The following is a 23300-nucleotide window of genomic DNA, read 5'->3' on the forward strand; positions in this document are numbered from 1 at the left end:
ATGGAGAGCTAACTATGAATGTACTGCTTGTTGATGATGACTTTTATGTTATTGCTGCATTGCAAAAGAGAATAGATTGGGAATCGTTACACATTGATACTGTCTATACAGCAAATAATGTCGCTCAGGCACGTGAAATAATAGAAAAGCATTCTATTCAAATTCTAATTTCGGATATTGAAATGCCTCAGGGCAGCGGATTGGAATTACTGGCCTGGATTCGCGAAGGGAATTATTGTATTCAGACTATACTTCTTACTAATTATGCGGATTTCAACTATGCCCAGAAAGCTATTGAATTGCAAAGCTTTGAATATTTTCTGAAGCCCATCGAATTTGATAAGCTGATGCTGATTATCCATAAGGCTGTCACACAGGCAAAAGAGCAGCAAAGAAATGAAAAAGCCATTCAAGGCGGTTACTTTTGGCAAAAAAACCAGGCGAAGATTCTCGAGCATTTTTGGCGTAAGTTGGTTAGTGGAAGCACATCATTTCCGATTAAATTAGCGGACATCACCCTTGCCATTGAGGAACAGAACCTCTCCTATCAAATGAGTGACACTCTGCAGCCTTTAATCTTTAACCTATTTCCTTACAACGGCAGTATGGGAAAAGAAGAGAAGGATCTTTTTGATTTTGCTCTGCTGAACGTATTATATGAATTGTTACAGAGTCCTTGCTTTACCATCGAGAGCATTCTGGAATATAAAGATTATAATTGGATCGCCATATTAAAATGGAATCAGACACCCGACACGCCCTTGCTTGAAGAATTATGCTCTTCCTTTATTCAAAAGGCGATTCCTTATTTAAAATGCGACGTCTGCTGCAATATTGGTTTATACGATAAACTGAATCATGTGGGGAATGTTCTGAAACAATCGCTTCGCATGGATGAGGAAATTACGAGATGCAGAAATCAGACTTTTTTAGTGGAAGCCTATCTCTATCAAAATAAAACTGGCTATACGCCACCGGATCTTGTCTATTTGGAAGAGCTGCTGAACCAGAATCAATTCACTACTTTTCTTGAGGAAGTTACGAAATCTCTAAGGGTTATGCTTAACAATAGAACTCTGGAGACCTCTGTCCTTAGCTTGTTCCGCTTAGATATTGTTCAGCTAGTCTATTCATTTCTCAACCTCAAAGGGATACGGTCACACAAACTATACTCCGGCAAAACTAACGATAAATTATCCTTGCACTCTCTGAACTCGATCGAGGATATGGAAGAATATCTTAAATATCTAGTGACTACAGCGATGAAATACCGTGAGTTTGCCGCACAGACCAAATCCGTCGCGGAGGAAATCAAACAATACATTCATTCGCATTACGGTGATGATCTATCGCGAAATGATTTGGCCGAAATTGTCTACCTCAATCCTGATTATCTGGCAAGAATATTCAAACGAGAAACTGGTGTTTCATTAGGCAGCTACGTCATCCAAGTTAGAATCGCGGCTGCAAAGCATCTATTGGAAACCACAAATATGTCTGTTTATACTGTCGCAAACAAGGTTGGCTATAACAACTACTCCTATTTCTCTAAGCTGTTCAAACAAGAGGTTGGACTCCCTCCCAACGATTACAAAAAAGAACAACAATACAATCCAGCATATTAAAAAGAGGGTGTCTTAACGACGAAAACCCCCAGAGTCAAAATCATGACTACTGGGGGCAATTTTGTTAAGCTTGAAACGCTATATATTTGTCGCCAAGCAAATTTTTAAAATAAGTACGGTTATATAACATGCTAGGATGGGACGGATAAAAGTTCAGCGCCGTTTCATTATGATGATTCGCTAACTCGTGTTGGCCAAGGCGATCATAACAGAGTGCCAATTGGAGATGCGGCAGCCAGGTATAAAAAATCCCATTTTTCATCCCCATCGAATCGTTATCCCGTGGCAGCTGTATCGCAAGCTCATACCAGTATGTTGCTGGGTGCAATTGACCCTTTTCCAATAGAAGGGCCCCAAGTCGGCAGCAGAACTCTGAACGTGGTTTATCGTACTGTAACGTTCTGCATAATGCTTCATATGCACCGTCTTTATCCCCCAGCCGTTCCCGGCATTCGGCAAGCCTTAAGCAAGCTTGAAAATTATCTTCTATCCAGCCCTGTCCACCCGCCAAAAACAGCTCGTAGTATTTGCAAGCCTCTTCATTTATAGCATGATCCCTTAATTCATTCGCATAATAATACTGATCCCTTGGAGAGAATGCTTCACCCTCGGCCACTCTTTTTTGGTAAATCCGCAAATTACGGTCTGTATATTCCTTATCCTTCTCATGGGTAATACAGACATCACTACTAAAGGAAGGGCCACTTACCTCTAGATACTCATGTACTGGGCCAACCCATTGAAAATTGCAGCTCCGGCGAACTAGCCGATTCCGACGCAAGCTAGCTGTGACATTCCCCGCCTCGTCAAAAGCCAAATTATACTGCATGTTCACGCTGTGAAAATGCCCTGGCAGAATCTCCTTTAGCTTTTTAAACAGAATCTGATCCGCTTCCTTTATATAGTCATCCGCATCCAGCCACAAAATATACTCCTGAGTAGCTTTACTGAAGGCAAAATTACGTGCGGCACTAAAGTTATCGATCCATTCAAAATCGTAAATCACAGCTCCGTAGGACATTGCGATCTCTTTCGTCTTATCCGTCGAGCCTGTATCCACGATAACCACTTCATCTACAAGATTTGCAACGCTAGTCAAACATTTATGCAGGCTTTTTTCTTCATTTCGTACAATCATACATAAACTAATCGTGACCATACTCGCCCTCCTAAGCGTTTTGTTTAAAATTTCTTTCTATATTGATATGCAGGGTTAGTGAAATGGAATCCTACACTTGCTTTTTAGAAAGACTTAGGTGCTATTTTTTGTTATAATCAATGCAATGCGTTGTTTATAAATTCAGACATATATAAAGGGGACGTTACCATGACTCAAATTATTAAAACTCTAACTATTGCAGGCAGCGACTCCAGTGGTGGCGCAGGCATCCAAGCGGATCTAAAAACATTTGAAGAGTATGGTACCTACGGCTTTAGTGCCTTGACAACTATCGTTACAATGGACCCGGACAACGGCTGGCACCATAATGTTTATCCAATTGACGCCTCCATTGTTGCTGAGCAGCTAAAAACTATTTTCGCAGGTGGTCCAGTAAATGCCATGAAGACAGGTATGCTTGGAAGTGTTGAAATTGTGCGTGTTGCTGAGCAAGCGATCAAAGAAAATCTACAGACCAATGTAGTGATTGATCCGGTCATGGTCTGCAAGGGTGAAGATGAAGTCTTGAACCCAGACAGCGCGGAGGCTATTCGTGATTTACTGCTGCCACTTGCCACTGTGGTTACACCAAATCTGTTTGAAGCTGGCGTTCTTTCAGGTCTTGGCAAACTTTCTACCCTAGAGGATATGAAAGAAGCTGCTCGTCTGATTCATAAGCTCGGAGCAAGTAATGTCGTGGTTAAAGGCGGCAAAGCACTCGGGGGCGATCAAGCGATTGATGTCTTCTTCGACGGCGCTGAGTACACCGTATTTCAAACAGCCAAAATCGAGCCTGCTCACAATCATGGTGCTGGATGTACCTTTGCCGCTGCCATTACAGGCGGTTTAGCTAACGGTCTGTCCGTTCATGAAGCTGTAGCAAAAGCTAAAGATTTTGTCTCCGCTGCCATTCGCAATGGCTTTGCGTTCAATGAATATGTGGGTCCTGTATTTCATGGTGGTTATCGTTTAGAACGTTAGAACCTCTAAGCTACAGATCCTGAAACAAAAATGGCAGTCCAGATGCTGTATTTCAGCACTGAACTGCCATTTTTTTATTGGGTGAGTATAATTACTTAAACCCTGGAAAATCAGCCAGATCGGAAAGACGGATGAAAAATACAATAATTGCTAACACGCCAAGCAGGATAATCGGAAACGTCTGTACTCATGCCCCATCTCCCCTTTCAACTGCAATTATATAAAGCACATTATAGAGTAAAACAAGGGATGGAGCAAACCAACAAGGGCATATTCCATAGGAATATACCCTGTAATATTTAGCGTTTCTATGATTGATTATTCAAAATTCGCAAACTTAATACTTTGCTTATGCTTACGTCTATTCTGATCATTCCACGAGAGAACGACTTCCAGTTCTTTTGCCCCACTCTTTATAAAAAATTGACTAAAGCTAACCGTCTCATTCGGTCTCATATCATAGCTAAATGGATCAGCTAAGATGATTTGTTCCTGATTAGCGTCTTGTACTGGTCGATACAACTCAAAGGTTACATCTATCGTATCTTCACTCAAATTTGTGACTAATAGCTCGTAGCTCTTATATTTTTCCGGCTGTGGCGAAGGCAGTTTACTTTTATGGAGCTCCACTGCCCATTTGGTTGTTTCACTCTTTACAGGTAGCATACTTTTAACCGCATAAATACTAGAGCCACCAGTAATCATCAAACACAGAACTAGCAGCGTCAGCACAAACCTTCTATTCAATGCTCATATCTCCTCGCTATAGGTATGCGTTTAAGATTCACGAACACTGATTTTTTATGCATTTTTCGGCAAAAAAAGTACTCGAATCTAAATTCGAGTACTTCATACTCATATTATTTAATTAAAATAGATAAAGCACTTTTAGAGCCTAAACGGAACGATAAATCATCCTTACCCTGCAATTTCACAGCTACATTCTCAGCCTTTTCACTATCGTTGAACAGAACAACCGCAATAGAGTGATCTGTATTCTTAAAAGCTACGGAACGAATCACTTCTTGATTAGTGGAAGCGTCAATACGTACAGCCTTAGGGCGAATGAATTTGCTGAAGTGTGCCAGTGCATAGTAGTCCAGTGTATACGTAAGTTCCTTAGTCTCTTGGTTGACCGTCACAATACCGCGACAAGTACTTTTACCAAAGCCCGGTACAGTTGGACCGTTCTTCTCATCTAAGGCCATATTCCACAAGACAAAGGATTTACTATGGTTTCTAAGAATATCAATCCCTGTTCTCATGACATTCGAGAAGGCTTGTTCAAACGGAGGAATCCATTCGCCACCAGAACCTTCTGTGAAATGCACTTCTTTATCCGCGAAAGCTCTCAGCACCTCTGATTGTGCTGACGCATTCCCGCCATACCAGTGCCAGGCAACACCGTCCACTTCATCTTTCGCATAATCGAGCACCGTGAGTGGATAATCCGGACGATCCCAGTTGTGATCATAGCAGAGAATTTTTGTATGGATGTTGTTTTTTACGAAGCTAGGCTTCAAATAATTTTTAATGAAATCTCTTTGCGCCTCTGGCAACATTAACATACTAGGATAGTGCTTTGGTTCAAAAAGAGGCTCGTTCTGCGGGGTTACCGCATAAGTTGGCAGACCATGCTTTTCAAATTCTTGAATGTATCGTACAAAATAATCGGCATAAGCCTGGTAATATTCTTGTTTAAGTTCACCGGCGATCATCGATCCGCTAGTCTTCATCCAGCCTGGTGCACTCCAAGGCGAAGCCATCAGCTTGATCTCAGGGTTAAGTTCCAGTGCTTGTTGTAACAAAGGGATAATATCAGCTTCATCATGTGCGATGGAGAAATGAGTTAATTCTGTATCGGTTTCCTGAGCAGGCATATCGTCATAGCTATAAATATCTCTAGCATAATCCGATGCTCCCATTGGATTTCTTAATACGGACAAGCCAATTCCATCTTGGGAATCAAAAAGCTTGCTCATGACTTCTTTTTTCTGTTCATTATTCAGGACTTGGTTAATCAAGTAGGCGGATGAATCCGTAAAGGATGCCCCAAAGCCATCCATTTCCTGAAAGGTTTGATTCTCATCGAGGTTTACAGTAGTGACCGGCTCATCTGAAGCCATTGGAGTCAATTGTTCTAGCGTTTGCTCTACGAACAATTCGTTTTCCCCTGTAGATTGATAAATTTTAAGTTTTGTCATGTTGTTTCCCTCCACTTTTCTATATATTTTGCTATGTTTCTGTATGATAAGGCCCCGGTAAAGGGGCCCCATCCAGCCTTTTACTTATTTAAGACCTAATTTTTCTTTGTTGTTCTTCATTTTTTCAGTGCGAATTTCTGCGATCTTATCCCAGTTGTTATCCTTCAAGAATGATTTGTAAGCAGCCAAGGTGCTATCAAATGTTGCTTCATCCTTAGCACGAATCATACTCACAAGCGTAGTGTTCCAATTTGTATCGATTGCAGATAGACTACGAGCTTCAGGCGTTCCTTGAGCCGGGTTGATATTTTCAAGAATAAAGTGTGGTTTCAGCTTTCCTTTACCCCACTCTTGCATTTGTTTAATAGAATCTGCAAATGCGTCATTACTTAGAGCTTTATCGCGGTCATGTCCAAAGAACATAAATTCGCCCATCCGGTAATCCTTTTTAAATTTATCGGCATTATTCAATTGAAGATCTTTGATTTCAGGTAAAAATTCAATTTTACCCGCTTCGTTAACCTTATAGGTCTCCCCTTCAATACCATAGTTCATAAGCTTTTGTCCTTCTTCACTCAATAGATAAGTGTAGATCTGAATCGCTTTGGCAGGGTCCTTAGCCTTTTTAGTGACATAGGTGATCATCCAGCCTGTAATTCCTGACTGATTCAACGTTGGCTCATGTCCAACTGTGCTTTGCGGTCCATCAATAGCGATATATTCTTTGTCTGGATTTTCAGTCATGAAGATTTGCAGGTTACCACTTTGTTGAGGTGTTCCATCGAGCATCAGCGTTGCATATTTACCGGATTTCAATTTTTCTTCAAAAGCCGTCCCGTCATCTGCAAAGCTGTCATCGCTGATGTCACCATTTCTGTAGACTTCATTTAATGTTTTCAACCAAGTCAGATAATCCTCATCTAGGTTACGGTTGTAGAATTCACCATTTTCGGTTTCCATCGGTACGCCGATGAAATCCTGAAGAACATCTCCCAAAGAACCAGTGCCTGTGCCAATAGAGTTAAAACCAAAAGGAATCATTGCCGGGAATTGCTTTTTGATTTGCTGCATAACACTCTTGAATTCTTCAGGAGTTCCAATGGTTGGTTTTCCAATCGCTTCGTAAACATCCTTGCGGATTACAAATGCCGTTTTAGCAGGAATGTTACCGCTGTCAAAATCGTTTTGCGTATTAGAATAGTTAGGATAGCCATAAGTCTTACCGTCTGCTAATTGAAACCAGTTCATCGTATCTTTTGCTGCTACTTTATTGAAATAAGGATCATATTTATCTGCCAGGTCATTCAAAGGCAATGCCCAAGTTGCGGCTTTTTGTACCACTGGTGAGTTCGAATCAAAGATAGTCAGCATATCCGGCATTTCGCCACCGGCAAAAATAGTATTTAACTTCGTGTCGTCCCCAGTAATGAATTTAATATTGATGTTCAGGTCCTCTTTAATCTTCTTAGTAACGAGGTCCTTACCAAAGTCTGTGTTCCACCAATCCGCATTTACATACCAAGTGAGATCCGTAGTTTCTTCTTTTTTATCAAGCTTCCAAGCTGGTGTTTCTGGGTCAATTGTATATCGCCCTTCAATGGAGCTTAATTCTTTGCTGGAGTTATCAGAACTACCCTTCGATCCACAACCCGTAAATACCAATACAACAGCCATAAGCGCAGTACAAAGTTTGAGTCCTTTTTTCCCAAATGCTTTGTTCATCCCTTGTTTCCCCCTAAAAAATTTTTGGTAGTAACGGAAGTGTAGATCTGATAGTACAAGCTACACTTCCGATGGATCATTTCGTACATAAGTGTTTGCTATAAAACCCCTCCAATCTTTCTATTCTTTCACCGCCCCCATCATCATTCCTGAAATAAAGTACCTCTGTAATATTGGATACATCACAACAATCGGCAAAGTTGTAATGACAATTGTTGCTAGTTGAACCCCTTTAGTAGTAGTTTCGATAATCGCAGATCCGCCGACATTTTGCATGGATTGCGTTTGCGACTGAACGATAATTTCATAGAGCTTCATCTGCAGCGGATAGAGTGCTTGATCGGTAATGTATAATTTGGTAGTCATAAAGTCATTCCACTGCCCAACCCCGTTAAATAACGCGATCGTAGCCATAGCCGGCATGGAAAGAGGGATAAAAATCTTCAGGAATATACGCCAGTCACCTGCACCATCGATTTTGGCTGACTCTTCAAGTGAATCCGGTACGTTTCTAAAGAAGTTCATTAGAATAACTACGTCATAATAACTGAACAAGGCCGGGATAATATAAACCCAAAAGCTGTTCAATAGACCGAGTGATTTAATCAATAAATACGTTGGAATCATACCACCTGAGAAGAACATGGTGATTACACCCATGGCAACGTATAGCTTGCGGCCACGTATGTATTTTTTACTCAAGCCATAACCGATCATCGCGCAAAAGAATACGTGGGTAATGACACCGATGAACGTTTTGGCAATAGAGACTAGAAAGGCTAATCCTATCGTCTCGTCATTAAATACTGCGCGGTAATTCTCTAAGGAGAAATCAGTAGACCAGAATATAAATCCACCTTCCGCGAGCGCCTTACCTGAGCTTAAGGAGGATATGACCACATTCCATAAAGGAACAACGATAATTACTGTACAGATACAGAGTAAAATAATATTTATAGTGTTAAAGATTCGACTATCGAGATCTTCTTTAGCTACCGTACGATTCACAAAAATGCCTCCTTCTACAGAACTGATTGATTATCATTTAATTTGCTGGACACTTTGTTGGCACTAATCAGTAGGATCACAGAAACAATGGAGACACCTAAACCAACAGCAGTAGCATAAGAGAAGTCACCTTGCGTCATACCCATACGATACACATAAGAATTGATTACCTCTGCTTTGGCACGGTTCTGAGAATTCATCAAGACCAATGTTTGATCCAGATTCGATCCTAATAAACCGCTTACAGTCAGAATCAGATTTAAACTGATAATTGGCTTCATATTAGGTAGAGTAATATTCCAAATTTGTCTCATACGACTTGCCCCATCTATTTTGGCAGCTTCATAATAAGTAGGATCAATTTTGGACATGATGGCTAAGTATAAAATTGTTCCCCAACCTGCCTCTTTCCAAATATCCGATAACGTTGCAATCCACCAATACTTGTTCGCATCAAGCAAGATATTTACCGGTTTCGAAATGATCCCCAAATTGAGCAGGATTTCATTAAACATACCGGAGGAAGAGAACCAAGCAATCAACATCCCGCCCAGAACGATCCAGGACAAAAAGTGTGGTAAATAAGAGATTGTTTGTACTATTTTCTTAAAGCGTCCACCGCTTAATTCATAAATCATGACGGATAGAATAATTGGAATAACAAAACCTATAGCTAATTTCAGAAAGCTGATCCCCAAGGTATTGACTACAGCATCCCAAAAATATTTGTCTGATAAAATAATTCTGAAATTATCAAGCCCCACCCATGGTGCAGAATCGAGCGTGTCTATTACGGTGTAGCTCTTAAAAGCAATCGTTAATCCGTAAATAGGAATGAAACAAAAGATAATCATAAAAATGATTCCCGGGATGACCATGGACTGAATCTCCCATTGCCTCTTATAATCAATCACAAATTCTTTGACCCTCTGTCCCATAGGTTTCTTACTGTTCATTGGATTCTTCCCGTTCACTGGCACTACGGCTAATTTATCCACGTTTTTCTTCTCCCCTCCAAATCATGATCCCCATAACAATAAAAACGTTTTTATTTCTTTTTAAAAAAAACCTCCTAAAAGCAATAAAATTATCAAGCATAAACGCCTTCAGTGTCCTTATCAGGACGATATGCGTTTAAGCGAGAAATATAAGTTATAAAGTATAGGTGCAAACTTATACTTTCTTATATTTAAAAATGATCGGATACTATCTTGTTGCCCTTCTTGAAAGCGTTAGTACCGATCAATCTTCACTTGAGTAGAACCACGTACAATTAGTTCACCTGGCAATTTCATCATTTCGCCCTGTTCCTTCTTCTGAATCATGCGAACCAGGTGATTTATGGATAGAATACCTTGTCTGGCAATTTGATTTCTAACCGTCGTTAATGGCGGTGAGAAATACTGCGCGATATCAATATCGTCAAACCCCATAACGCTTATATCTAACGGGACTTCATATCCATTCGATTTCAAAGCTTGAATACATCCAATGGCGCTCAAATCATTCCCCGCTAAAAAAGCATCAGGCATTTTTTCAGGACTTAAATGAACTAGAGACTTTATAGCGTTATAGGTGCTCTCTTCCTCAAAATATCCTTGTATAATATACTCTTCGTTCGTCGGAAGCTGATATTGACGCAAGGCGGCCAAGTATCCTTCTTTCCGCTGAACACTGTCATACATCTCATCTACACCAGATATGTAAGCAATTTTCTTGTGTCCCAGACTGATTAAATATTTAGTTGCTTCGTAAGCAGATTCAAACGAATTAAAGATTACGCTTCCCATCGTTTCATTCTTAAGTGGTCGATCCAGAAACACAGCCTTGATCTTGTCTTTCACCATTGCGGCAATTTCTTCTTCATCTATTCTCAGCTCTTCGTAGATAATGACACCATCCACACGTCGGCCTAGAATATTGCTCATAATTACTTGTTTATCTTTTGTAACAAATACATTTAAACCATAACCTAACCGATCACATTCACGAGACATGGACTCCACCAGCTTATAGAAGTACGGGCCCGCTACACTTGTCGTGAAAAAACCTAGCATTTTAGTTTTTCCGTTTCTTAAGAGCTTGCCATTTAGGTTTGGAACATAATTTAATTGCTTCGCGACCTTAAGCACATGTGATTTGGTCTCCGGATTTAATACATCAACGTCATTTAGTGCGTTGGAAACTGTAGAAATGGACACTCCAGCCTCTCTAGCAACGTCTTTGATAGTTACCTTTTCCATAACGATTCAATCTTCCTTTACAAATAAAAACGTTTTTATAAATTTAAAATATCATAAAAACGTTTTCATTACAATATATTTTTTTTATTTTTATTAATTCTCTATTTCGTATCATTCACAATATCTGATTAGCAGATTCCCCGAGATCCTGATAATTTAATCTGCAGGCAGTTCGTAGACAGTGAGCAATACTTATATGTCCCTCCATCCACACGTCTCATTTTAGAGTTAATCAGGCCTGCTTTTTGCAGCTTGGCAACATGGGTGCTAACCATCGCACTACTTATATAGAGCTCGGCAGCCAGTTCTTTAATATGCATCTCTTTTCGGTCTAGTAGTTCGATAATCCTTAACCTGACTTCACTTGCAAGTGCTTCATAGACTCGAAGCGATTCTGTATCTGTAGTTAAGTGCATTTTATTGTCTCCTATGCCTTTGGATTAGTATTTTTATGTATTCACAAATCACATTTCTTAGTTAACAATAATATTAATCATTAATTTAACATAAGCGAGATAAGTATGGATGCAGTGTAGCTACTACCTGTGATTATATTCAAGCTAAGAAAAAGAGCAAGAAGAAAATTAGAGTTCGAAGATGTATACCCACTAGAAGAACACTGGTCGTGGCTGTTGTCTCATTACATTACTAAAACATGTGAACCGTGTAAAGATGGTCTGCATCGGCCAGCTATTAATGATATTGCACCTATCATGACCGAGAATATCCTAGAATGTGATCGTCTGTGGGTGAACAGCTATACAACCGGACATAAACGCCCCTTTGAACCTTTTTAACACTAAGGATTCAGAGGGGCGTTTTTAGTTTTTATTTTATTCTAAAAATCGTTACGGATTGTTTAGGGAACTCATAAGAAAAACTGCTGCCCATCGTCGTAAAATTGGTTTGCTTAGGAGAGACAAGCTCTTTATTCTCGAAGTTATTTTCATCCTCAAGCTGGTACCCCGACAGTTCATATACTTCGATGGACAAGTCCTTTTTTGCCATATCTTCTAATATAATCTCAGCAGAAACGCTGTCCTCTTGTACATTCACTGTCTTAAGAATGATATCCCCTGTGGAATCCTCCATGCTTGCTGTGTAATACAGCGGTTCGATGACCGGAAGTTTGTCCTCCGTCTCATTGATCAGCTCTCCGTTAATATAAGTACGAATATGTCTGCCTGATACTTCTAGCATCAGATTGTATTCTACGTCTGTTTCAACTGTAAACATAGAATGTGTAAGCACAGAGTTTCTCCCGTTAATAATTGATGCCACAATGGAATCCTGATTCTGCCAGCCACCTAGTTCCCAATACAAATGATTCTGATCATCTACTTTACCAAAATAGAACACAAACCCTTTATTCCCTGCGGTTCTAGTAGCCTTAAAATTCAAGGTATAGCTCTCCCACTCCGTCTCTCCAAGCTCTAGTGTTCGTTTGGCCGTTCCGTTCTGAGCAGGATCAGGCAGGTTTGATACTTCTTCTGACAACTCAGAATACGTCTTCACTTCTCCCGTAACATTGTTGACCAGTGTGATTTCTGAATATCGAGCAGCGGATGCATCCACACCCAAGCTAATCGCTCCTGTGATCGCTTCAGCTTTGCGTTCCTCAGATACTGTGAAGCCGTTCGCTTTTATCTCCAGTAGCTGATCTCCCTGATGGTTCATGAATAGCTTTTGAACATAGTAGTTCGCAGTTCCGTACACTTCATGATTATTAAACCAGATTAGATCCGGCTTCCAGTTGATATAATCCACATTGCAGAGCATAGGAGCATAACATGCCAAACCAACCGCATGAGCGTTGTTCTGAAGTCCCGTCATAAAAGCTGCTTCCACTAATGCGTTATAATAGGTATTGCCCCATGAAGCATATTCACCTAAGAATACTTTCGGTTCATCCGCCTTAAAGTCATCATAACGATGATGATTCGCCAGGAACCATTCAGGTGTACAGTAATAATGCTCGTCTACAAGATCAGACTTATTCTCTTTTGCCGATGTCCAGCCCCGCTCATATTCCTTACCAGCAGAGAATGGACCGCTCGAATTAATGACCTTAATATCCGGATATTTCTCTTTAATGGCTTGATGAAAGTATGGATATCTCTCGAAAAAGGGTGCACCTACCTCTTCATTGCCGATGCCGATATACTCTAGCCCAAAAGGTTCCGGGTGACCAAGGTTCGCACGTATCCTTCCCCACTTCGATGAAATGTCCCCATTGGCAAATTCGATCAAATCCAGTGCATCCTCAACCCAGGGCATTAATTGACCCAGCGGCACCATACGTTTATGATGCGGATCGTAGGCGCCCGGAAGAACGGGAATCGGCTTAGCTCCAATATCCTCACAGAACTGAAAATATTCAAAGTATCCTAACCCAAGCGTCTGATTGTAGGACCAGTTATTCCGCCTTGCCGGCCTTTGTGCCACATCCCCTATTGTATTCTTCCATCTGTACATAGAATCTCTGTCATCTGGATTTAAGGAACCGTCATGTACCAGACAACCTCCCGGAAACCGCATGAATTTAGGCTTTAAGTCGGCGAGTAACAGTGAAATATCTTCACGCATGCCCCCAGGTCTGTTCATAAAGGTCTTCTCCGGAAACAGAGAAACCATGTCCAGATATACCCTCCCGCTGCCTTTGGTAACGATTACAAGACGTGAACTAGTATCTGTAGCCTTAGACTTAATAACTGCTTCGTATCGAGTCCATTCGGAGTGATTCACAGCGATTTCCGCTTCACCATGAATGATACCATTTGTACTTTCAATGGATACGATAAGGGGTACGTCAAAGCTTGTCTCCCGACGAGCATATACCGAGAACTTATAATTCTCGCCCTCTTTTACTGGAATACCACTATTGAATCCCAGATTCATCAACCCAACGCCGTCACCTTCAGCCACAATATCAATGGCTACATAATGTGGATTACGATCATTCAAGGGCTCGCTATCTTCCACGGTGATTACGGTTTTCCCATCTCCACGTTCTATATGCTCCCAAGCCATTAACGAATGATAATCGGCCCGATCGATCGGATCAAATTCAAAGGATCGATTCTGAACTAGCTCAGCATAAAGTCCACCATCTGCCGCATGATTTAAATCCTCAAAGAAGATTCCAAATAAATCACCTAATGCTGCACCACGCTTCTGTGTATGTATTGTCAGAGTTCCTTCTGTCTTCATTCTTTCATCACTCCCTTGTAAAATTCAGTTTAGTTTATGTTTATATTATTTAGTTCACATCTATATGAATCATTATAGTGAGTTCACTTCACATTCGTCAATTCAGATGCTTTGAATGTACAACAAAAAAGCCGATATCGTATGAGAATCCATACAACATCGGCCTTTATAATACAGGTCCATTTATACCTACTCATTTATTTGGCAGTCATTTGCCCTACTAAGAACTCAACAAAATCAGTTGATTTGTTCTTATCTTCATCTTCTCCAAACACCCCAATGATCATCTTCCGTGAATGAATTGGAAGGTCTGTAGCAAATTTCGTATCTGTGATATCTACGCCTGTGATCCATTCTTCACCGTTCTCCGTATTTTTTATACGTTTCAAACGAATATCATCTAAAGGAAGTCCCGCTGATTTAACAAACGGCTCTAGATTCTTAAGTCCCTGCTGTTGTCCAATCCAATCAAAAGTAGCATCATCCAAAATAAGAATATTCGGACGATCCGCCGCCAGCATCGCCATCGCACGCTGGATATAAGTCATGTCTAACGCGCCTCCACCTTCTCCACCTGTTGAAGGAAGGTATACGACTTCCGTCTTTACCCGCTTCCAAGCTGGATAACGATTGACGATCTCTTGTTTAAGCTCTTCATCCTTACCTGATGGATCTTGAGATTCATAGTTTCCTAGGAACATGATAGTTACATCCACTGGCGGGAGTGAAGCTTCATATTTTTTGGCTTGATATTGATTATAAAGAGCGTTACCTCCAAAGATTAGCACTAACAGCACAACGATTGATACAAATGTATGGACTTTGTATAGCCTAAAAAAATTCTCCGATTTACGCGCTATGCCGGAAAATGCTCCCCATTTCTCTAGCCGCTTGTCCTCTGCCTCCTGAATTTCCTGCTGATCTAAGCCGTCTAAGATCGTTTTGTAAGCCAGAAATTCTTCTTCATAGGCTGCAGCCTCAGTTTCTGAGGAATTTGATTTACGGCGTTTCAAGTGCAAATCAAACTTTTTATTCAATTCCTCCCGGGTAATGTCTACAGGCAAGTCCAAACGTTCGTATGCCTCTTTTAACTTCTCATTCAAATTGATGACTCCTTCCTGATGCTTTGCTAGATATCTGATCGTAAATTTGGTTCTATGTATTGAATTAGATTGGACATACACATATTGCAAAAAAATGAGCGAATTCGTGAAAAATACAATATATGAACTCAATTAAACTATATCATGGAGTGCTAGACGCTAACAAGTAAGCGTTTATCATAGGGCTTAGAGGCATTCTATTACTCTAGTCCAAACCATGCAGCTGTTTAAATTGCTCTGGACTCATTCCAGTCAACCGCTTAAACACTAGACAAAAGTAGCTGGCATTTTCGAAGCCCACTAACTGAGCAATTTCATACATTTTTTTATCTCGTTCATTGAACATTAGCTGTTTACTCAAGTTTATACGTTGCTTGTTGATATAGGTTACAGGTCGATCATGAATTGTTTTTTGAAAAAGCCTGCATAAATACTGTGGCGACACTGCAATAACCTCCGCAAGTTCCTTTAATGGGAGGGTCCTATGAAGATTCCTTTCTATATGTCGCAACACCGGTTTAATTCGCTCCAATTCAAGTGCCTCGTTTAGAGGAGAAACTAGGTTGCTTTTTAAATCCAGCAGCAGCGCGTATAGTTGTTTGGATCGTTCCAGATTCGTTTCCAGTTCATTACTATCTGACAAGTTGAGCATTTCTTTTAAAGGATTTAGCCACTTATCCTCCTTCAACCTTGCAGGGCCTGATTCGCGGATTCCTGCGTACAGCAGCATTTGACCGGCCTCTCTACCATTAAATGAAATCCATGACAGCTTCCACTTACTGCTGATTGGCGCATACGAATGCGTAATATTCGGGAACAAAAAGAATACATCCCCTGAACTCACAATATATCGTTTCTCCTGAATGACAAGTTCGCCTTTGCCTTCGTGAATCTGATGTATTTGGTAATCCGGAAATCCGGTAGGACGTAAGGTTTCTGCCTGATGCTGCCAAAATCCAATGGTTGTAGCATACAGCGGCAGCATATTCGTATCTTCCGTTTGGCAAAAGATTATTTTACTCTCCATCTGATCACTCGTTTCATATTTTGTTATATTGGATGAAAAATCTTTTATATCTCTTACCATTACTCCAATTTATAATATGAATATAATAACATCACTATTATAAAGGAGATTTACTCATGCGAGCAAAATTTGTTTACCAGCCTCCTGCAAACGGTTATCCAGAATGGAATAATAATCCGGAAATCTTCGAACTAAATCGCTTGGATGCACATGCTTCCATGATCCCTTATAGCAATCTAACGCAAGCCCTGGTGGGAGATAAAGAAGCCTCACCATACTATAAAACGCTTAATGGTATTTGGAAGTTCTCTTTTTCCGAAACACCGGATCTACGGGTCGTGAATTTCTATAAAGCTGATTTCGATTCCAGCAATTGGGCTACGATTCCTGTACCTTCGCACTGGCAAATCCATGGGTATGATTACCCGCAATATACGAATGTCCGATATCCTTGGGCGGAATCTGAACCTGATCTCAAGCCCCCCTTTGCTCCGACAAAATATAATCCCGTAGGCTCGTACATCCGAACCTTTACTGTACCTGAATCTTGGAACGGTCAGCCTGTATACCTTAGCTTTCAGGGGGTTGAATCCGCTTTCTATGTATGGGTAAACGGAGAACGGGTCGGTTACTGTGAAGACACCTTTACACCTTCCGAGTTCGATATTACCCCTTATTTAATTGCTGGTGATAATAAACTAGCTGTCGAGGTCTATCGTTGGTGTGATGCCAGTTGGCTGGAGGATCAAGATTTTTGGCGGCTTAGCGGTATTTTTCGGGAGGTCTATCTGTACACGGCCCCTTCTGTTCATGTTGCTGATTTTTTCGTTAAAACCGAGCTAGATGAAGCTTTCGTACATGCGGATTTAAACGTAGACATCAAAGTAGAGAATTATTTTAACGAGAAACTAAACCCTTATACACTCCAAATGCAGCTATACAATAAAGAGGATCAGCCTGTATGGGAGGCTCCAGTATCTACGTTTACTTCCTTTGATCAAGAGGGTGTTCAGCATTTCAAGCTTTCTGAACATGTAGAAGACCCTTATAAGTGGAGTGCTGAGACACCGTATCTGTATACATTGGTTCTCTCCATGATTGACGATAAAGGAAACACTACTGAAACGGTCAGCTGTAAGGTCGGATTCCGTACCTTTGAGATCAAAGACGGACTTATGAAGATCAACGGCAAAAGAATTGTACTTAAAGGCGTTAACCGGCACGAGTTCTCTTGTGACACAGGACGTGCGCTATCCAAAGACGACATGATCCGAGATATCAAACTGATGAAAACACATAATATTAATGCGGTTCGGACCTCTCACTACCCGAATCAGTCTGTTTGGTATGAGCTTTGTGATGAATATGGACTTTACGTAATCGATGAAACCAATCTGGAAACACACGGTACTTGGCAATATGGGCAACAAGGATTACATGAGGGAAATGTACCTGCTAGCAAACCGGAATGGCGGGCCAATGTGATTGACCGTTGCAACTCCATGATGCAAAGAGACAAGAACCATCCTTCGGTTATCATCTGGTCACTGGGGAATGAGTCCTACGGTGGTGATAATTTTATCGCCATGCATGACTATCTCAGAGAAGCTGACCCGACACGACCTGTTCATTATGAAGGGATCTTCCATTGCAGAGAGTCGGAAGCAGCTAGTGATATAGAGTCGACTATGTATGCTAAACCGCACGAGGTTGAAAAATATGCGCTAAGTCATCCTCAGAAGCCTTACATCATCTGCGAATATAGCCATGCTATGGGGAATTCTTGCGGTGGACTACACCTATACACCGATATGTTTGACAAGTACGATGTATTTCAAGGTGCTTTTATTTGGGATTGGGTGGATCAGGCCATCCGAACCAAAACATCCGAAGGTGTCTCATATTTAGCATATGGAGGTGACTTTGGTGAGTCGCCACATGATGGAAACTTTAGCGGAAACGGATTACTTTTTGCCGATCGTTCGGTTACTCCAAAGCTATTTGAGGTCAAAAAATGCTATCAAAATATTAAAGTAACTGCTTTAAATATCCGTGAAGGTCTCTTTCAGATTCGTAATAACTTTTTATTTACCGACATTGAACAATACGAACTTAAATGGGAAGTTGCTTTAGACGGAGTAACTGCGCAAGAAGGTTTGCTGCAAATCTCTGCTGCACCAGGAGAAATCGTTGAATGCACTATCCCTTATGAACTGATTTCACATAGAGGTGATCATGAAGCTATTCTGAATCTCTCCTTTATTCAGCGTTCAGAAACTTCTTGGGCTGATGCTGACCACGAAATCGCTTGGGAACAGTTCATTCTGTCCCCGCGTATCGTGACAAAGGTTCCAAAGACAACAGATGGAACGTTACATGTGCAGGAACATGAAGGTGCATTGACCGTACAGGGTGGGAATTTCACTCTAAACTTTAATACAACAACTGGTGAGCTAAACTCATACCATGCTGCCGGTAAAGAACATCTGCTTGAGCCCGTAAGACCTAACTTCTGGAGAGCGGTCACGGATAATGATCTTGGCAATGGATTGCCAAAGCGCTGTGCAGTGTGGAAGCAGGCTTCTAATGAGCGGAATCTGTTGAGCATGGTATATAGAACTGAAGGAAATCTCTGTTTCGTTTCCACCACTTACCTTCTGCCAACGAATCCGTATTCCACCCTTCTTGTTCAGTATGAGATTCGCCCTGACGGATCTTTAGAGATCCTGCAAGAACTGAATCCGGGTAGTAGCGATCTGCCAGAAATTCCTGAGTTCGGAATGATGTTCGTGCTTGCTGGAAGACTCGATACCCTTTCATGGTACGGCCGTGGACCCCATGAGAATTATTGGGATAGACAGACTGGAGCACCACTTGGCCGCTATACGGGCAAAGTCAGTGACCAGTTCACCCCTTATCTTAGACCGCAGGAGTGCGGCAATAAGACGGATGTCAGATTTGCTTCGATTACAGATGGCAACGACGGATCAGGACTTTATTTTGATAGTGCAATCCCTATGGAGATTAATGCTCTGCCTTGGAAACCCGAGGAATTGGAAGCACATGATCACGTATATAAATTGCCAGTCTCGAACAAAAGCGTACTGAGAGTCAACTACAAGCAAATGGGAGTTGGGGGTGACGATAGCTGGGGTGCACCAACCCACGAAGAGTTCACTCTCCCGGCTAATCGCCCATATGCATTCCGTTTCACCCTTTCTCTACTCTAATTTCATCTATAAAAAAAGGCCGTCTCTGGTTGGTTTCTACCAAACAAGACGGCCTTGTTCTATTTATTTCAGCACTACTGTTCCTTGTCTGAATTCCGAAGGACTCAGTCCAACATTTTTTTTGAACTGTTTGGAGAAATAATAAAGATCACTAAAACCGAGATCATGGGCAATCTCACCGACAGAACGTTGCGTGCTCCCCAATAGCTCCTTGGCCTTAGTTATCTTTTTTCTGGTTATATACTGAATGGGTGGAACTCCGATTTGCTGTTTAAATAGCCGGATAAAATAGTTGGGATGCATGTACGCAATCTCTGCAAGCTCATGTATGGTGATATTACGCTCGATATGAGCGTCTATGTAAGTTAATACTTTCGTTAACTTTTCGATCGAGCTTGGATTCTTAAAGGTGATTTCGTCTACATCTATGTTCATAATAAAATATGAAAATAACTCCATTAACTTACTTTTCGCTAACAAATGAGCATACACCGCATCAGATTTCATATGACTCGTTAGACTACTGAATATCTCTTGGATTACATGAGGATCTACTTCTCTGCATACATGACTTAACTCTATCATATTGAATAGATTTATATCTCCGACTTTTGCGCTGAAATGGCACCAATACTTCTCAAAGGGTTGATCACTTATGCAAGAATAAGATTGATTAGCTCCCTCAGGCATTAAAAAAAGCTGACCAGGCTTCGGATAATATTCCCGATCTCCAATCTTTAACCAACCCTCCCCATCGCAAATAAAATAAAATTTACTATAGTCTGGTGTATAGTCGAGATCTCTCCAGTCACGGCCACAAAGATTGTAGTCAGCCATAAATAAATCAACCTTTAAATTGGATAAATAATTTGTAAGCAAAACATGGTTATCCATCCCTTACTCCGCCTTATCAGGTTAGTTTTGTACATCTAAAAGTTAATGTCCTACATTTTGTTTCCTACATCTAATCACTACAATGAAGGTAAGAAATAAGCGTTTGAAAGGATGAGCACAACATGATGGATAAAAGCAAGTATTTAAAAGTGATCGACGATACCATTTCAAATGGAAGATTCAAAGACGATTGGGATTCACTAAGTCAATTTCAAGTACCGACGTGGTATGAGAAAGCCAAGTTTGGCATTTTCATTCATTGGGGTCTTTATTCGATTCCGGCCTTCGCTAGTGAATGGTATTCCCGAAACATGTATATACAGGGATCAAGCGAATATGAGCATCACATTGCTACTTATGGTGAACATAAAGATTTTGGCTATAAAGATTTCATCCCCTTGTTCAAGACTGAGCAGTTCAACGCTGAGGAATGGGCTAATCTCTTCAAATTATCTGGTGCCAAATACGTGATGCCTGTAGCAGAGCACCATGACGGCTTTCAAATGTATAAGAGCGCTTACTCCCACTATAACACATATGAGATGGGTCCCCAGCGGGATTTAGTTGGGGAAATGAAAGACGCTTTTGAGCATCAGGGATTAGAGTTTTGTGTATCTTCCCATAGAGCTGAACACTGGTTCTTCCTGTCTCATGGCAAGGAATTTGATTCCGATATTCAAGAACCGCTTGTATGCGGAGATTTCTATTGGCCATCTATGACGGAACCCGATCATCAGGATTTATTCGGCTCTCCGCCGAATAAAGAATTTCTGGAGGATTGGTTAATTCGCTGCTGTGAGCTGGTGGACAATTATAAGCCGAAGGTCTTTTACTTTGATTGGTGGATTCATACAGCTGCCTTCAAACCCTATCTTAAAAAGTTCGCCGCTTATTATTACAATAAGGGAGATGAATGGGGGACTCCGGTTGCAATTAATTATAAGCATGATGCATTTATGTTCGGCTCAGCGGTACCAGATATTGAAAGAGGACTTTTCTCCGAGCTTAAGCCTTATTTCTGGCAGACGGATACAGCTGTAGCCAAAAATTCATGGTGTTATACAGCGGATAATGATTATAAGTCTGCCATGGAGATCATCAGAGATTTAGTAGATATCGTAAGTAAAAACGGCAATCTCCTACTCAATATAGGACCTAAAGCAGACGGAAGCATCCCCGCTCAGGATCGGGAGATTCTTCTTGCCATTGGAGATTGGCTAAAAGTAAATGGTGAAGCGATCTATGATACAACCTACTGGCGCACCTTCGGTGAAGGTCCTACTAAGATCCTCGAAGGGCAGTTTACGGATGGAACCACAAAGACTTTCACTAGTGAAGATATCCGTTTTACAGTTAAAGGAAGTTGTCTTTATGCAACCGTTCTTGTATATCCAGAGAATGGGATCGTTCATATCCAATCTCTTAAAGAAAAGTCCACCCACTTCCATGGGATAATAAAAGATATCCATATCTTAGGATTTGATGAACGGCCTACTTGGGAAAGAACAGATGAGGCATTAACCATTTATACGTCCACTGTCCACAGTGAGGCTCCGGTTGTTTTACGGATTGAGTTAGATTAAGATAAAAATAGTTTTCTCAGCAGTCCTAATGTAGTTACTCTACATTAGGACTTTTTTGAACCACGTCAGAACAATAGGCTTGTACAAATCAAATAGCCTTAATGTGTTTTGTCCATTGAGTAAAAGGAAACTTTAATTTATGATAGTTTTCGTCGAGAATGATTATCATTATTGGTGATCGCTACATATTTTAGGGAGGCAATATTATATGAATAAGGTAAGACAACCGTTCACCGTATTATGTGTACTCTTTCTGATGACCACATTACTACTCGCCTGCGGAAACTCAGGAGAACAACCAGCCAAGAACAATGCGTCGAACGCAGCCGGAAATAATACTTCAGCTACCACTGTACCTTCTCCAGAAACATCCGACAAGGGCACTAATGAAACTGCGGCAACTACTCGCTCCTACACGGATTACATAGGCCATACCGTAGAAATACCTGCTAACCCGAAGCGCGTGATTTATTCAGGAGAAACCTATGGTGATCTACTCGCACTTGGTGTGCAAGCGGTAGGATATCCACTTTCCATGGGTGAGGGTCAGGTTTTTGAAGATCAGCTACAAGGTGTCGAAGATGTAGGGTTCCCTATCAATCTGGAAAAGACGCTGGAACTTCAGCCTGATTTGATTATCTATGCAGGAACTGATGAAGCTGATTTCGAGCAGCTGTCCAAAATCGCACCCACGATAATATTTGATACCTTTGCCCCGCTAAATGAACGGATGCTTGATATTGGTGGAATTCTTGGGAAAACGACCGAAGCAGAGGCATGGCTGGCTAAGTATAAAACGAGTGAAGATGCCATGTGGGAACAACTAAAGGCAGCGGGAATAAAAGAAGGAGAAACAGCTTCGGTCTTTACTTATTATCCTGGTGACAGACTATTTGTTATGGCGACGACCGGACTTTCGCAAGTCCTTTATGGAGAGAATGGCTTCAAGCCAACCCCAGCAATTCAGAAGGTCCTTGATGAAGGTATGGGATTCCAGGAAGTATCCATGGAAGTGCTTAAAGAATATGCCGGAGATCGGATTTTCATTCTAACTCCTGTGGCCGATGAAGCCAAGCAATCCACAGCTACTCTATTAAAGAGTCCGATCTGGAAAGGTCTCCCTGCCGTCAAGAACGGATATGTCTATACTCAAGATATTATGAAGACTTCAAGTGATGCAACAACAAGAGAATGGCTGCTCGGTGAACTCCCACAGCTTTTGAATATGAAATAATTTTCACCTTCATGAAGCGTTTGGCACTTAGCTGATAGAAAACTGCAAGAAGCATGTCAACAGCTGTTGATATGCTT

At 41.1% G+C, this 23300-nt stretch carries 17 protein-coding genes and 1 pseudogene; 6 read left to right on the top strand and 12 right to left on the bottom strand.

The features are described 5' to 3' along the window. Positions 1 to 14: 14 nt before the first annotated feature. Positions 15 to 1625, top strand: a complete 1611-nt coding sequence (locus tag NSQ29_RS15975; protein WP_341125556.1) for a response regulator transcription factor — start codon at positions 15 to 17, stop codon at positions 1623 to 1625. 64 nt (positions 1626 to 1689) lie between these two features. Here the strand turns inward: NSQ29_RS15975 and NSQ29_RS15980 are convergent, their stop codons facing one another. Next, positions 1690 to 2784 carry a glycosyltransferase family 2 protein gene (locus tag NSQ29_RS15980; RefSeq protein WP_341125557.1) on the bottom strand — a complete coding sequence of 365 codons (1095 nt, stop codon included), beginning with the start codon at positions 2782 to 2784 and terminating at the stop codon, positions 1690 to 1692. A gap of 168 nt (positions 2785 to 2952) precedes the next feature. On the opposite strand from NSQ29_RS15980, the gene thiD reads away from it, so the two are divergent. Further along, entirely contained in the window at positions 2953 to 3765 is an 813-nt protein-coding gene (gene thiD / locus NSQ29_RS15985; RefSeq protein WP_042187061.1) for a bifunctional hydroxymethylpyrimidine kinase/phosphomethylpyrimidine kinase, read from the top strand. 318 nt (positions 3766 to 4083) lie between these two features. On the opposite strand, the gene NSQ29_RS15990 is transcribed toward thiD, so the two are convergent. The 7 genes from NSQ29_RS15990 to NSQ29_RS16020 form a co-directional block, all read right to left on the bottom strand. Further along, positions 4084 to 4512: a hypothetical protein gene (locus NSQ29_RS15990; protein ID WP_076283059.1), complete on the bottom strand. Its 429-nt coding sequence runs from the start codon at positions 4510 to 4512 to the stop codon at positions 4084 to 4086. Positions 4513 to 4625: 113 nt separating this feature from the next. Continuing rightward, positions 4626 to 5969, bottom strand: a complete 1344-nt coding sequence (locus NSQ29_RS15995; RefSeq protein ID WP_341125558.1) for a glycoside hydrolase family 30 protein — start codon at positions 5967 to 5969, stop codon at positions 4626 to 4628. Positions 5970 to 6053: 84 nt separating this feature from the next. Further along, entirely contained in the window at positions 6054 to 7691 is a 1638-nt protein-coding gene (locus tag NSQ29_RS16000) for a sugar ABC transporter substrate-binding protein (protein WP_149644054.1), read from the bottom strand. 120 nt (positions 7692 to 7811) lie between these two features. Next, complete coding sequence (locus NSQ29_RS16005; protein WP_042187049.1) at positions 7812 to 8699, bottom strand: carbohydrate ABC transporter permease; 888 nt, start codon at positions 8697 to 8699, stop codon at positions 7812 to 7814. 14 nt (positions 8700 to 8713) lie between these two features. Then, positions 8714 to 9655: an ABC transporter permease gene (locus tag NSQ29_RS16010; protein WP_042193674.1), complete on the bottom strand. Its 942-nt coding sequence runs from the start codon at positions 9653 to 9655 to the stop codon at positions 8714 to 8716. Positions 9656 to 9931: 276 nt separating this feature from the next. Next, positions 9932 to 10942 carry a LacI family DNA-binding transcriptional regulator gene (locus NSQ29_RS16015; protein ID WP_042187045.1) on the bottom strand — a complete coding sequence of 337 codons (1011 nt, stop codon included), beginning with the start codon at positions 10940 to 10942 and terminating at the stop codon, positions 9932 to 9934. A gap of 128 nt (positions 10943 to 11070) precedes the next feature. Continuing rightward, complete coding sequence (locus NSQ29_RS16020) at positions 11071 to 11358, bottom strand: ArsR/SmtB family transcription factor (RefSeq protein WP_081382732.1); 288 nt, start codon at positions 11356 to 11358, stop codon at positions 11071 to 11073. A 211-nt stretch (positions 11359 to 11569) separates the two neighbouring features. Here NSQ29_RS16020 and NSQ29_RS31555 point away from each other — a divergent pair. Continuing rightward, positions 11570 to 11664, top strand: a pseudogene (locus NSQ29_RS31555) (alpha-L-arabinofuranosidase C-terminal domain-containing protein); the annotation flags it as partial. 106 nt (positions 11665 to 11770) lie between these two features. Here NSQ29_RS31555 and NSQ29_RS16030 read toward each other — a convergent pair. The 3 genes from NSQ29_RS16030 to NSQ29_RS16040 form a co-directional block, all read right to left on the bottom strand. Beyond that, complete coding sequence (locus NSQ29_RS16030; RefSeq protein ID WP_341125560.1) at positions 11771 to 14152, bottom strand: alpha-L-arabinofuranosidase C-terminal domain-containing protein; 2382 nt, start codon at positions 14150 to 14152, stop codon at positions 11771 to 11773. A gap of 197 nt (positions 14153 to 14349) precedes the next feature. Continuing rightward, positions 14350 to 15255 carry a hypothetical protein gene (locus NSQ29_RS16035; protein ID WP_042187039.1) on the bottom strand — a complete coding sequence of 302 codons (906 nt, stop codon included), beginning with the start codon at positions 15253 to 15255 and terminating at the stop codon, positions 14350 to 14352. A 205-nt stretch (positions 15256 to 15460) separates the two neighbouring features. Further along, entirely contained in the window at positions 15461 to 16282 is an 822-nt protein-coding gene (locus tag NSQ29_RS16040) for an AraC family transcriptional regulator (RefSeq protein WP_341125561.1), read from the bottom strand. 116 nt (positions 16283 to 16398) lie between these two features. On the opposite strand from NSQ29_RS16040, the gene NSQ29_RS16045 reads away from it, so the two are divergent. Beyond that, complete coding sequence (locus tag NSQ29_RS16045; RefSeq protein ID WP_341125562.1) at positions 16399 to 19512, top strand: glycoside hydrolase family 2 TIM barrel-domain containing protein; 3114 nt, start codon at positions 16399 to 16401, stop codon at positions 19510 to 19512. Positions 19513 to 19575: 63 nt separating this feature from the next. On the opposite strand, the gene NSQ29_RS16050 is transcribed toward NSQ29_RS16045, so the two are convergent. Next, positions 19576 to 20406, bottom strand: a complete 831-nt coding sequence (locus NSQ29_RS16050; protein WP_341125563.1) for an AraC family transcriptional regulator — start codon at positions 20404 to 20406, stop codon at positions 19576 to 19578. Between the two features lie 122 nt (positions 20407 to 20528). On the opposite strand from NSQ29_RS16050, the gene NSQ29_RS16055 reads away from it, so the two are divergent. Beyond that, on the top strand, positions 20529 to 21989 hold the full coding sequence (locus tag NSQ29_RS16055) for an alpha-L-fucosidase (RefSeq protein WP_341125564.1): 1461 nt from the start codon (positions 20529 to 20531) through the stop codon (positions 21987 to 21989). 208 nt (positions 21990 to 22197) lie between these two features. After that, complete coding sequence (locus NSQ29_RS16060; RefSeq protein WP_341125565.1) at positions 22198 to 23223, top strand: ABC transporter substrate-binding protein; 1026 nt, start codon at positions 22198 to 22200, stop codon at positions 23221 to 23223. Positions 23224 to 23300: the final 77 nt, after the last annotated feature.

It is taken from the genome of Paenibacillus sp. FSL F4-0236 (assembly GCF_038000135.1).
Classification (GTDB): domain Bacteria; phylum Bacillota; class Bacilli; order Paenibacillales; family Paenibacillaceae; genus Paenibacillus_AQ.

Excerpts from the sequence above, each read along its gene's own strand:
- NSQ29_RS15975 (WP_341125556.1), top strand. The coding sequence starts at position 15 with ATGAATGTACTGCTTGTTGATGATGACTTTTATGTTATTGCTGCATTG.
- NSQ29_RS15980 (WP_341125557.1), bottom strand. The coding sequence starts at position 2,784 with ATGGTCACGATTAGTTTATGTATGATTGTACGAAATGAAGAAAAAAGC.
- thiD (WP_042187061.1), top strand. The coding sequence starts at position 2,953 with ATGACTCAAATTATTAAAACTCTAACTATTGCAGGCAGCGACTCCAGT.
- NSQ29_RS15995 (WP_341125558.1), bottom strand. The coding sequence starts at position 5,969 with ATGACAAAACTTAAAATTTATCAATCTACAGGGGAAAACGAATTGTTC.
- NSQ29_RS16000 (WP_149644054.1), bottom strand. The coding sequence starts at position 7,691 with ATGAACAAAGCATTTGGGAAAAAAGGACTCAAACTTTGTACTGCGCTT.
- NSQ29_RS16010 (WP_042193674.1), bottom strand. The coding sequence starts at position 9,655 with ATGAACAGTAAGAAACCTATGGGACAGAGGGTCAAAGAATTTGTGATT.
- NSQ29_RS16015 (WP_042187045.1), bottom strand. The coding sequence starts at position 10,942 with ATGGAAAAGGTAACTATCAAAGACGTTGCTAGAGAGGCTGGAGTGTCC.
- NSQ29_RS16020 (WP_081382732.1), bottom strand. The coding sequence starts at position 11,358 with ATGCACTTAACTACAGATACAGAATCGCTTCGAGTCTATGAAGCACTT.
- NSQ29_RS16030 (WP_341125560.1), bottom strand. The coding sequence starts at position 14,152 with ATGAAGACAGAAGGAACTCTGACAATACATACACAGAAGCGTGGTGCA.
- NSQ29_RS16040 (WP_341125561.1), bottom strand. The coding sequence starts at position 16,282 with ATGGAGAGTAAAATAATCTTTTGCCAAACGGAAGATACGAATATGCTG.
- NSQ29_RS16045 (WP_341125562.1), top strand. The coding sequence starts at position 16,399 with ATGCGAGCAAAATTTGTTTACCAGCCTCCTGCAAACGGTTATCCAGAA.
- NSQ29_RS16050 (WP_341125563.1), bottom strand. The coding sequence starts at position 20,406 with ATGGATAACCATGTTTTGCTTACAAATTATTTATCCAATTTAAAGGTT.
- NSQ29_RS16055 (WP_341125564.1), top strand. The coding sequence starts at position 20,529 with ATGATGGATAAAAGCAAGTATTTAAAAGTGATCGACGATACCATTTCA.
- NSQ29_RS16060 (WP_341125565.1), top strand. The coding sequence starts at position 22,198 with ATGAATAAGGTAAGACAACCGTTCACCGTATTATGTGTACTCTTTCTG.